The organism is Streptomyces sp. NPDC005494, from assembly GCF_042872025.1.
Taxonomy (GTDB): domain Bacteria; phylum Actinomycetota; class Actinomycetes; order Streptomycetales; family Streptomycetaceae; genus Streptomyces.
The window spans coordinates 646913-658997 of the sequence record NZ_JBIAJR010000002.1 but is presented as its reverse complement, the minus strand read 5'-3'; the positions used below and the strand labels follow the sequence as shown (position 1 = coordinate 658997).

The window sequence follows — 12085 nt, the reverse complement described above, 5'->3', positions numbered from 1 at the left end:
CATGCGCATGACCGTGATCGGCACCGGATACGTGGGAACGGTGCACGCCGCCTGCATGGCCGACATCGGCCACGAGGTCCTCGGCATCGACATCGACGCCGCCCGTGTCGCCACCTTGGCGGCAGGCCGCGCACCGATGTGCGAAGCCGGCCTGGATGACCTGCTCGCCCGTGCCATCGCCTCCGGTCGCCTGCACTTCACCACCTCCATGGACGAGGGCGCGGCCTTCGCCCGCACCCACTTCCTGTGCGTGGGGACACCTCAGTGCCACGACGGCGCGGCCGCGGATCTGCGGTACGTCGACGCCGTCTTGGACTCACTGGCACCACGGCTGCGGCCGGGGAGTCTCGTCGTGGGCAAGTCCACCGTGCCGGTCGGAACGGCGGCCCGGATCGGGCGCGGACTGGCCACGACCTCGCCGGGCAGCGAAGTGGCGTGGAACCCCGAGTTCCTGCGGGAGGGCTCCGCCGTAGCCGACACGATGCGGCCGGACAGGCTCGTCGTGGGTGTGGGCTCGGCGGAGGCGGAGACGACTCTGCGCACGATCTACGCGCCCATGATCCAGGCGGGGGTGCCGTTCTTCGTCACCGACCCGGCCACAGCCGAACTCGTCAAGGTCGCGGCGAACTCCTTCCTCGCGACGAAGATCTCCTTCATCAACGCCATGTCCGAGGTCTGCGCCGTCGCGAACGCCGACGCGACGGTCCTCGCCCGGGCCGTGGGCGCGGACTCCCGCATCGGTGAGCGCTTCCTGGAGCCGGGGCTGGGCTTCGGCGGCAGCTGCTTCCCCAAGGACATCCGGGCGTTCGCGGCCCGTGCCGAGGAGCTCGGGGCGGGTGAGGCGGTCGCGTTCCTGCACGAGGTCGACCGCATCAACACGCGCCAGCGCCGTCGGACGGTCGCCTTCGCGCGGGACCTGATGGGCGGTTCCCTGACCGACCGCCGCATCGCGGTCTTCGGCGCGGCCTTCAAGCCGGGCAGCGACGACGTCCGGGACTCGCCCGCACTCGCTGTCGCCTCGACCCTGCAACAGGAGGGCGCCGAGGTACGCGTACACGATCCGCAGGCGCTGGAGAACGCACGTGCCGCCTGTCCCGGGCCGGCCTACGTCTCGACGGTCCCCGAAGCCTGCGCCGACGCCGATCTGGTGCTGCACCTGACGGCGTGGCCCGAGTACCGCCAGATCGACCCGGCCGCCCTCGCCCTCGTGGTACGTGAACCATCGCTGCTGGATGCGCGCAACAGTCTCGATGCGCGGATCTGGCAGCAGGCGGGGTGGGCGATGCACAGTCTCGGGCGCCCGCGGCCCGACGGGCCCGGAGCCGGCGCCGAACAGTCCAGCGGCCGTCCGGTGCTGGTGGCAGGAGGTGCGTCATGAGGATCGTGGTGACCGGTGGTGGTGGTTTCGTGGGCTCCCACCTGTGCGAGGCGCTTCTCCGCAGGGGCGACACGGTCTGGTGCCTGGACAATTTCTCCACCGGGGAACCCGACAATGTGAGCGGGCTCCGTGACGCGCCCGGCTTCCATGCTCTGCGGGCCGACGTGACCTCGCCCTTCGACGTCCCCGGACCCGTACAGGCCGTGGCCCACCTTGCGAGCCCCGCGTCACCGGCGGACTACGGCCGCCTCCCGGTCGAGACCCTCGCGGTGGGCAGCCGGGGTACGGAGAACTGTCTGAGCCTGGCGCTGCGACACGGGGCCCGGTTCGTCCTCGCGTCCACGAGCGAGGTCTACGGCGATCCCGAGATACACCCGCAGCCCGAGGACTACTGGGGACGGGTGAACCCGATCGGGCCCCGCAGCATGTACGACGAGGCGAAGCGCTATGCCGAGGCACTGGCCATGGCATACAGGCGCAGCCTCGGCGCCGACGTCGGCATCGTACGGATCTTCAACACCTACGGCCCCAGAATGCGGCCGTACGACGGCCGTGTGGTGTCGACGTTCGTCCGCGAGGCGCTGGAGGGCCGCCCCCTCACCGTCTACGGGGACGGCAGCCAGACCCGTAGCTTCTGCTATGTCGACGACCTCGTACGCGGGCTCGTCGCCATGATCGACAGCTCAGTCAGCGGTCCGGTCAATCTGGGCAATCCGTGCGAGAGCACGGTGAGCGAGCTCGCCGAGCGTGTGCTCCGCGCCACCGGTTCCTCCTCGGCGATCGAGCACCGGCCGCTGCCCGTCGACGATCCGACCCGGCGACGCCCCGTCATCGCCCGGGCCCGGGCCCAGCTGGGCTGGGCCCCCCGCGTCCCCCTCGACGAGGGGCTGCGGCATACGGTCGGCTGGTTCGTCTCCCGGCCCGTTCCCACGGAAGGGCCGCTGCACCATCCCGTGCATGAGCCCGTGGAGGCATGACCCCAATGCGCCGGCTACCCCCCACTCCCGCCCTGGGACGCCGTACTCCCGGCGTCCTGCTCGCCCTGGCGCTTTCCCTGGGCGCGGCCAGTTGCGTCGACACACCCCACTACTCACCGACGCGCACCTACTACGTGAGTCCCGAGGGCGACGACCGGCACGACGGGACCTCGGAGGGTCAGGCCTGGCGGACGCTCGCCAGGGCGGAGCGCGTCGCGCTCGAACCCGGCGACCGGTTGCTGCTGCAGGGTGGTGCCCGCTTCCAGGGGACCGTCACGGTCAAGGAGAACGAGGCGGGCGACACGCGGTCGCCCGTCCTGATCGGCTCGTACGGGGAGGGGCGTGCGACCGTCGAGGCCTCCGGCGGCCCGGGGGTGTCCGTGCACAACACGGCGGGCGTGGAGATCAGTGACCTGACCGTGATCGGCACGAGCGGCACCCGAGCCGACGAGGGCGGCATCAATCTCTACAACGACCGTCCGAGCGGTGGGAGGCTGGGGCCCGTCGAGCTGTCCGGGATCGAGGTCTCGGGCTTCGCGGTAGGTGTGGCGATCGGCGGCAAGGACGAGAAGGCCGGATTCAGGGACGTGTCGGTGCGCCAGGCCCGGCTGCACGACAACAAGGATGCGGGACTGCTCGTCTACGGCCCCGACTTCGACCCCCGCCACCCCGCCTATACGCACCGGAACATCGACGTCGAGCACGTCGAAGCCTTCCGCAACCCGGGTGATCCGTCAGCCGCCCACCGCCACACGGGCGACGGGATCATTCTGGGCTCGGTCCGTGACGCCACGGTGCGCGAGTCCAGCGCCCACGACAACGGCGCGCGCTCGTCGGCCGAGGCGCGGTCCGGACCGGTGGGGATCTGGGCCTACGACGCCACGGCCGTGCGGATCGAGCGGAACGTGTCCTACCGGAACCACACCGGCTCCGATGTCGACGGGGCCGGTTTCGGACTGGACTCCAACGTCTCGTCCTCCACGGTGCAGTACAACCTGGCGTTCGGTAACGACGGCCCCGGCTACTACGCCTTCTCGAGGACGGTCAACGGGGCACATCGCGACAACACGATCCGCTACAACATCAGTGCCTCCGACGGACGGAAGCTGTCCCACAACGGCGGGATCGCGGTGCACGGCAAGGACATCCGCGACTTGCAGATCTATCAGAACACCGTGGTGATGCCCGACGCCGGCCGTGGAGACGCACCGGCCCTGCGTCTGCGCCGGGGCGAGCAGGGCGTCGTCCTGCGCAACAACGTCCTGGTCAACCAACGCGGACCGGTGGTCACGGCGGAGACCGGACTCGGGCCTGCCGACGTCACGTTGCAAGGCAACAACTACCTCACGACGGACGGGGCATGGTCGGTCGACTGGGGAAGCCGCACGTATCCGGATCTGAGCGCGTGGCGCGCGGCCACCGGCCAGGAGCGGACGGGGCAGCACGCGACCGGGCTCACCGTCGACCCGTGCTTCGCCGGGGGAGAACTGCCGACCGTCCGATCGGCCCGTGACGCGCCCGCTGTCGTCCCGGAGTGCACGGGTCGGGACGGACTCGACCTGCGGGCCCTGTTCGGGACGGATCCGGGGGATGTCGACTACTTCGGCGACGAGGTGCCCGTTCCCCCACCGGTCGGAGCCGCTGTGCCCCGGGCCCCCGATTCAGGTACGTGAGCGAGAAGGTGCAGTCCCGCGCGGGCCGTGCCTACGATCGATGAGGGTTCCGCGCTCGAGCCACGGGGGTTCTCCCGGCTCGGTGTCCGGCAACGCAGGGAGGCGTTCGCCAGTGCTTCGGGCACATCGGCCCATGGTCGTGTACACCGCTTTCGTCCTGTGTGTGACCGCTCTGTACCTCGCTTTCGCCGATCTGCGCACCCCTCTGTGGGCCGTGATCGGACTGAGTGGATTCGCGGCGGTCCTGACGGGTGTGCATCTGCACCGTCCCGCACATCGCTGGCCGTGGTGGTTCCTCGCGTGCGGGCTTCTCTCCTTCGCGGTGGGCGACACCGTCTACAACGTGATGGAGGAGTACCTGGACATCGCCGCGCCGTTCCCCTCGGTGGCGGACGTCGCGTACCTCCTGACCTATCCGCTGCTGGCCACAGGGCTCCTGGGGCTGTTGAGATACCGCTGGCTGAACCGGGATCTGCCCAGCCTCCTGGACGCGCTGATCTTCACCGGCGCGCTGGCCCTCCTGGTCTGGGTCAGCCTGATGCAGCCGCTCACCCACGTCGAGGGGATGACGTGGCAGGAGCGCGCGATCAGCATGGCCTACCCGCTCGGCGACGTCCTCGTGCTGGCGCTGCTCTTCAGGCTGGTCACGCCCAGCCAGCCCGCGGGGGGCAACAGGTCGGTGCGACTCCTCGTCCTCGGCACGACCGCCCTGCTCGGATTCGACATCCTGTACAGCGTCCTCCAGCTGTACAGCACATGGCACGTGGGGACGCTGCTCGACATCGGCTGGGTCCTCTTCTACGCGGCCTGGGGACTTGCCGCGCTGCATCCCTCGATGGTCGCGCTGACAGCCCGGTCGCGGCAGCGCCAGCATGTGCTGCCCCGGCCGAGGCGGCTGGTGCTGCTGGCCGTGGCGACCCTGGTCGCGCCGGCGATCCTGCTCGTCGAAGCCGTCTGGGGCACTGCCTACGACGCGACCGTGATCGCGGCCTTCACCGGTGGCCTCTACCTCCTGGTCATCTTCCGGCTGGCGGGCATGGTCGTGGCCCACCGGAAGGCCCTGGTGCGCGAACACACCATGCGCAACGCGTCCTCGTCGCTGGTGGCGGCTGACCGGCCCCGGCAGATAGCACTGTCCTGCGAATCCGCGGTGGACGCCCTGTTCGGCCCCTCGGTCCCGCACGGAAGCCTGTTGCTGTCACCACAGCACTCCGCCGATCTGTACGCGCAGCTGATCCTCTCCGATCCGGTCGACGAGCCGGAGGATCCGCTCCCCACCACGGTCGCGGACGAGGTGACGAACTCGGAACCGCCCGCTCCCAGCGGCACTCGGCAGGTTCCCACCACCGGCCTCGACCCCCGCATCGTGGCCACCCTGGGCAGGCTGCCCACCACTCTGGTGTGTCCGCTGGTCCACCCCGACCACCCCTCCCCCGGGCCGCAGACCGGCGTCCTGCTCGCGGCGGGACCCGAGAAACAGCTCGCGGAGATCCGCAGCTCCGTGGAGATCCTCGCCTCGCAAGCGGGGCTCGCGATGGAACGGGTCACCCTGCGCGAGGAGATCATCCGGCGAAAGAGCGAAGCCTACTTCCGGACCCTCGTGCGCAACGGTTCGGACGTGATCCTGATCATCGACGACGACGACGCGGTGCGGTACGCGAGTCCTTCGGCGAGCGCCGTCTTCGGGTGCGTGCCGTTGAACGGCGTAACACTTCCCTCTCTGGTCGAGGCGAACGAAGCCGACCGGGCGGCCCGGACCCTGGCGAGAACGCGGGAGAGCAGCGGCCGGAGCACCGAGGACCACTGGCGCATCCCTCACGAGGGCGACCCGGTCGAGGTGGAGGTACGGTGCAGCAACCTTCGCAACGACCCGACGGTCCACGGACTGGTCGTCACCCTCCGGAACGTCACGGAGCAGCGTGCGCTGGAACACGAGCTCACCCAGCGCGCCTTCCACGACTCGCTCACCGGATTGCCCAACCGGGCCCTGTTGCTGGAGCGCATCGGGCGGGCGTTGCTGCGCGGCCGGCGCGAATCGACCCTCACCTGCGTGCTCTTCATCGACCTCGACGACTTCAAGCTGGTCAACGACTCGATGGGCCACTCGGTCGGCGACCAGCTGCTCATGGCGGTGGCCAACCGGCTGTCGTCGGCGCTGCGCCGCAGCGACACCGCGGCCCGGCTGGGAGGTGACGAGTTCGCGGTGCTGATGGAGGACGCGAAGCGTCCGCTGGACGCCGAACTGCTGGCGGCACAGGTCGTGCAGGCGCTCTCGCGTCCCTTCAGACTGCCGCACGGAACGGTGAGCGTGACCGTGAGCGTGGGTGTGGCGACGGGCATGGACAGCGTGGACACCGAGGAACTGCTCGGCCGTGCGGATCTGGCCCTGTACGCGGCCAAGGCCGCGGGAAAACACCGGTGGCACCGCTACCAGCCGCGGCTTCACGTGCGCATGATGGAACGGCACGAACTGCAGTCGGCGATGGACTCCGCCATAGCCGAGAACCAGTTCACTCTGCGCTATCAGCCCGTCGTGGACATCGCCGCAGGTGAGGCCGTCGTCGGCTTCGAGGCGCTGGTGCGTTGGTCGCACGTGCGCCACGGGCTGCTGCCGCCCCAGCAGTTCATTAGCATCGCGGAGGAGAGCGGGCAGATCAACATGCTCGGGGCCTGGGTGCTGAGGCATGCCGCGACCGATGTCGCCCGTCTGCAACAGGTGTCGGGTTCCTCTCCCGCTCCCTACGCCAGCGTGAACGTCTCCGCGTTGCAGTTCCGGGATCAGGGCTTCGTGCGCAAGGTGGGCGACGTCATGGAGACCTCCGGTCTCGCGCCGGGCTCGCTGCAGCTGGAGCTGACGGAAACCGCTCTCGTGACCGAGCCGGCGCGTACCCGCTCGGTCATGAGCCAACTGAGGGGCATGGGCGTGCGCATCGCGATCGACGACTTCGGGACGGGCTACGCCTCGCTGCGCTATCTGCGGGAGTTCCCCGTCGACGTGCTCAAGATCGACAAGTCGTTCATCGACGACATCGCCGCGGACAGCAAGGAGCTCGGACTGGTCGAGGGCATCCTGCGCATCGCCGACACTCTCGGGATGCAGGTGATCGCGGAGGGTATCGAGAACGCGGCCCAACGCGATCTGCTGACGGCCATGGGATGCCGGTGCGGACAGGGGTTTCTCTTCGCTCGGCCCATGACCGTGGAGCAGGGCGGACATCTGCTGAGCCGGAACGGCACCACTCCCCGATGACCCGGCCGGGAAAGGACCTTCATGCGTGACACCGCAGCTGTGCCCGCGGATTCGCCGCACCACGCGCGCTGGGAGGACCTGGACAGACTCCGGCGGACCAGTCCGATGTGCGACGCCGTCCTGGACGAGGTCGACGGCCGGCACATCCGCTGTGGCGACCACTGGCTCGTCGACTTCGCGTCGTGCAACTACCTGGGCTTCGACCGTGACCCGGAGATCATCGCCGCGATCGAACCTGCCGTGCGCCGCTGGGGCACGCACCCCAGCTGGTCGAGGCTGCTCGGCAGCCCGCGGCTGTACGTGGACATTGAGGAGCGGTTGGCCGCTCTGCTCGGTGCCCCGGACACCCTGCTGCTGCCGACGGCGACTCTCATCCACGCCTCGGTCATCCCCGTTCTCGCCGGTCAGGGACACGTCTACGTCGAGGCAGCCGCGCACCGGACCGTGTACGACGGATGTCTCGCCGCCAAGGCGAAGGGAGCGGCACTGCACCGATTCCGGGCCGATCGCCCCGAGGAACTGGAGGCGCTGCTCGCCCGGAACCCACCGCAGCCACCGGGCCTGGTCTGCCTGGACGGGGTGAACAGCATGAGCGGCAACATCCCCGACCTGCCGGCTCTGGCCGCGGTCTGCAGACGCGGGAACGCGACGCTCTACGTGGACGACGCCCACGGGTTCGGCGTGGTCGGGGAGCGCGCCGACTCCGAGTCCTGCCCGTACGGAGCCCGTGGCAACAGCGTTGTCCGGCACACCGGAGAGACCTACGACGGCATCGTGCTCGTCGGGGGGTTCTCCAAGGCGTACTCCTCGCTGCTCGCCTTCCTGGCCCTGCCCACCCGGCTGAAGAACCGTCTGAAGGTCGACGCCGGACCCTACCTGTACTCCGGCCCCTCGCCGACCGCGTCGCTCGCCACGGCACTCGCCGGTCTGGAGGTCAACGATCGGCGGGGGGACACCGTCCGTGCCGGCCTGTACCGCAAGACCGTCCGGGTACTGGATCATCTCGGCGATCTCGGTCTGCCGACGCTCAACACGGACCGGCTGCCGATCGTGGAGGTTCCGCTGGGCAGCGGAGCAGACATCCACGCGGTCGCCGAGTACCTCTGGGAACAGGGCATCTACGTGACCCTGGCCGCCTATCCTTTGGTCCCCCGCGACCAGGTGGGCTTCCGCGTACAGATCACAGCACTGAATACCGATGAGGACATCGAGCAGCTCAACGACGCGCTGACCGGGCTGTCCCACCGTTTCGCCCTGACCGACGGGAGATGAGCCGCATCGTGTCCGCGCATCCGGCCGGAACACCTCCGGTACTCAACGACCACGTCGACTGGGACAGCTGGCCCGTCGAGAACTACCTCGCGGAGAACTACCGTGAGCTGCACCCCTCGGACGCGGCGGTCATCTCCCACCACTCCGCCTTCTACCGCCACCTCGCGCCCGGGAGCGTGGCCCGCTCCCTGGAGTTCGGCGCCGGCCCCAACCTGTATCCCCTCATGCTCGCCTCCGCCGTGAGCCGGCACATCGATGCCGTGGAGACGAGTGCGAAATGTGTCAGCTATCTGGAGCAGCAGGTAGCCGGACCGCCCGACCCGTCATGGTCGGTGTTCCACGACCTGTGCAGACGGCTCGATCCGTCCCTGCCCGTCACGCCGGCGGAGGCACTGCGCGCGGTCCACGTCGTCCACGGCGACATCCGGACCGTCGAGCCCGGTGCGTACGGCCTCGCGTCCATGCACTTCGTGGCCGAGGGCGTGACCGAGGACCACACCGAGTTCCTCGACTTCTGCCGGCTCTTCATCAACTCCGTGACACCGGGCGGGCACCTGGTCGCCGCGTTCATGGAGAACATGCCCACCTACCGCATCGGTCCGGCATCCCAGTGGCCGGGCTTTCCGGTGGACCGGGACCTGGTCTCGGAGGCGTTCGCACCTCACGCCGAACGCCTGGCCGTCACCCGCATCGACGCCGACCCCAGCCTCCCGGACTACGGGGACTCCGGCATGCTGCTGCTCACCGCGGTGCGGAGGGAGGAGCGCTCGTCTGCGTCCCGGCCCGTGTGACCGTGCGAAGCCCGCTGCATGGCGAACGCGGTCTCCACCAAGGAGATGTGGCTGAACGCCTGCGGTGTGTTGCCGAGTTGCCGTCGCCCCGCCGGGTCCCACTGTTCGGAGAGCAGCCCCACGTCGTTGCGGACACCCAGCACGCGCTCGAACACCGTCTGGGCCTCGTCCAGATCTCCCGTGGCCGCCAGCGCGTCGGCGTACCAGAGCGAACACGCCACGAAGGGACATTCTGATCCCGGCATGCCGTCCACGCGGTCGACCCCGGCTCCCGTGTGCCTGTACCGGTACAGGAAGCCGTCCTGGTCGAGCGCCCGCATCGCGCGGACCGTCCCCCGCACTCTGACGTCGTCGGCGGGGAGGAAGCCGAGCCCCGGAATCAGCAGGGCCGAGGCGTCCAGAGCGGTCCCGCCGTAGGTCTGCACGAACGACCCACGGCTGCCGTCCCAGCCTTCCCGGCACACCTCCCGGTGCACCGTGTCCTTCATCGCCCGCCACTCCTTCGACGTGCCGTTCCTGCCGAGCATCTCACCTATCCTCAGGGCCCGGTCGGCCGCCACCCACGACATGACCTTGGAGTGGACGAAGTGCCGTCGTGGCCCCCGGACCTCCCAGAGCCCTTGATCGGGATCCCGCCAGTGAACCAGCAGGTAGCCCATCAGCACCTTCACCAGACTCCACATCTGCGGCTTCATCGTGACCCCTGCCCGGAGGGCCCAGTAGAGGGTGTCCAGCACTTCGCCGTAGACATCCAGCTGGTACTGCTCCACGGCGGCATTGCCGAACCGCACCGGACGCGATCCCTCGTAGCCGGAGAGCCAGGGCGCTTCGGTCTCCGGCAGCAGCCGTTCGCCGCCCAGGCCGTACACGCTCTGAAGGCCGGAGAGGCCGCCCGCGGTCGTGCGCAGCAGCCAGTCGAGCCACGCGGTCGCCTCCTCCTGGTAGCCGCTGCGCAGCAGGCAGGAGAGGGCGAGAGTGGAGTCGCGCAGCCAGCAGTGGCGGTAGTCCCAGTTGCGCTCGCCGCCGAGCTGCTCGGGGAGCGAGGTGGTGGGTGCGGCGACAACGCTGCCGGTCGGCGCGTAGATCAGTGCCTTGAGCGTGATCAGCGACCGCACCACCGCCTCTCGCCTGGGTCCCTGGTACCGACACCGGGAGACCCAGCACCGCCAGAAGCTCTGGGTCTCCCTGAGCATCGTCGCCGCTGGGATGCGGAGCGCCGGGGGCACATCAGGCAGGTGGGACGGCGCCCAGACCAGTTGCAGCGTCACCTGGTCCCCCGCCGAAAGCGTGAAGTCACCGACCGTGGAGTCCGGTCCGTCCGACATCCGTACCGGGCCTTGCGTGCCCAACCATGTGGAGTCGGGGCCCGCCGTCGCCACGGTGAAGCGTCCGGTGGCACGCACCCACGGGACGATGCGCCCCTGGTGGAAACGCAGCTTGAGTTCGCTGCGCATGGAGACGGAACCGGACAGCCCTTCGACCATCCGCACGATGCAGGGGCGCACCACCCGCGGGGGCATGAAGTCCGTGACGCGCACCCTGCCCGACGGGGTGTCCCAGACCGTGTCCAGGACCAGGGTGCCGGCCCGGTAGGCGCGATGGGTGCACAGGGCCGCTCCGGCGGGTGAGACACGCCAGAAGCCGTTCTCGCCCGTGCCCAGAAGGGCGGCGAAACAGGCGGGAGAGTCGAAACGCGGCAGGCACAACCAGTCGATCGACCCGTCGCGGCCGATCATGGCCGCGGTTTCCAGGTCGCCTATCAGGGCGTAGTCCTCGATGTTCTCATTCATGATGGGACTACGCCGTCGTGCTCATTGCCGCGCTGTGGCCATTTTAGTTCTCCTCGCGTCCCGCCGCACGTGGGTCAGCCTGCGGGCCCCCGCCTGCCGGGCTTGACGGAGCGGCCTTCGACGAGCGCCCGCCGGATGTGCGCGGCGGCCGCACGGGCGTGGTCCGAGGTCGCCGTGCGGTCGGCCACGGAGGTGACGAAGCGGTGAGTGGGCCGCAGACACTGGCCGCACGGGGTGTCGGTGGTGAGCAGGTAGCCGTCCTCACAGTGCGGGTTCGCGCAGCGGCTGGGGCTGACGAGGGCCTCGGCGACCTCCTGCGGCGCCCACCGGCGCCTGCCGTCCTCGTCCTTCTCGTGCAGGGCGTGGGACCAGCGGACGTTCCACCGGCGCTCGACCCGTTCCAGAAGCTGGTTCGGGGTGCGCCGGGCGAGTTCCCGGTGGATCAGGTCGTGCACCGTTCGGGGGTGCCGGTGGCCGAGCGCCTGGACCAGCGGTTGCGGAAGCGCCTGGAGGATGTAGGCGACCGGGTCGCCGCCCGCGCGCGACTGCCACTTCCTGCAGGGGCAGGGGCCCTCTGGAGGCAGCCGCCGCTGGCACCGGCCGCACTGGCCACGGCATTCCGCGCAGAGTCCGTCGTCGAGCCCGTCCACGTGCGGGGCGGGAGCCCGCCCGCAGTCACGGCAGCAGGCCGCGCAGGGGCCGCAGAGCCGTTCGTCGCCGAGTTTCGTCGTCCACTGCCGCTGCTGGCACCGACAGCACAGCGCGTTGTTGCAGTACTCGTGGTGCGCGGCGCCCGACTGCCGTCCGGGGGGTGGAAATGACATTGCTGCGTTCTCCAGGTGCGTGGCCGGGATCGGTCAGGTCCGAGCCATGTCGACGAAGCGCGCACAGGGGCCCGCGTACGACGGTATCGCCCTGTACGGGACCCGTGCGGCACTCTGCCACGATCGGGAC

The 12085-nt window shown here is 69.8% G+C and carries 8 protein-coding genes; 6 read left to right on the top strand and 2 right to left on the bottom strand.

The genetic code is table 11. The features are described from left to right. The first annotated feature begins 1 nt into the window (after position 1). From ACFYQ6_RS08655 to ACFYQ6_RS08630, 6 genes are all read left to right on the top strand, one after another. Positions 2-1378, top strand: a complete 1377-nt coding sequence (locus tag ACFYQ6_RS08655; RefSeq protein WP_388761801.1) for a UDP-glucose dehydrogenase family protein — start codon at positions 2-4, stop codon at positions 1376-1378. Further along, entirely contained in the window at positions 1375-2355 is a 981-nt protein-coding gene (locus ACFYQ6_RS08650; RefSeq protein ID WP_388761798.1) for an NAD-dependent epimerase/dehydratase family protein, read from the top strand. Before ACFYQ6_RS08655 ends, ACFYQ6_RS08650 begins: the two co-directional genes overlap by 4 nt. A gap of 5 nt (positions 2356-2360) precedes the next feature. Beyond that, positions 2361-4028, top strand: coding sequence for a right-handed parallel beta-helix repeat-containing protein (locus ACFYQ6_RS08645; protein WP_388761795.1), 1668 nt, complete (start codon positions 2361-2363; stop codon positions 4026-4028). A gap of 163 nt (positions 4029-4191) precedes the next feature. Next, a complete protein-coding gene (locus tag ACFYQ6_RS08640) occupies positions 4192-7278 on the top strand; it encodes a putative bifunctional diguanylate cyclase/phosphodiesterase (protein ID WP_388761792.1) in 3087 nt (1028 codons plus the stop codon). Between the two features lie 21 nt (positions 7279-7299). After that, positions 7300-8550: an aminotransferase class I/II-fold pyridoxal phosphate-dependent enzyme gene (locus ACFYQ6_RS08635; RefSeq protein WP_388761790.1), complete on the top strand. Its 1251-nt coding sequence runs from the start codon at positions 7300-7302 to the stop codon at positions 8548-8550. Continuing rightward, positions 8547-9341: a class I SAM-dependent methyltransferase gene (locus ACFYQ6_RS08630; protein ID WP_388761787.1), complete on the top strand. Its 795-nt coding sequence runs from the start codon at positions 8547-8549 to the stop codon at positions 9339-9341. Before ACFYQ6_RS08635 ends, ACFYQ6_RS08630 begins: the two co-directional genes overlap by 4 nt. Here ACFYQ6_RS08630 and ACFYQ6_RS08625 read toward each other — a convergent pair. Both ACFYQ6_RS08625 and ACFYQ6_RS08620 read right to left on the bottom strand, forming a co-directional pair. Continuing rightward, positions 9266-11131, bottom strand: a complete 1866-nt coding sequence (locus tag ACFYQ6_RS08625) for a glycoside hydrolase family 15 protein (RefSeq protein ID WP_388761784.1) — start codon at positions 11129-11131, stop codon at positions 9266-9268. The genes ACFYQ6_RS08630 and ACFYQ6_RS08625 overlap by 76 nt on opposite strands. Positions 11132-11205: 74 nt before the next feature. Next, on the bottom strand, positions 11206-11955 hold the full coding sequence (locus tag ACFYQ6_RS08620; RefSeq protein ID WP_388761781.1) for a hypothetical protein: 750 nt from the start codon (positions 11953-11955) through the stop codon (positions 11206-11208). Positions 11956-12085 lie beyond the last annotated feature (130 nt).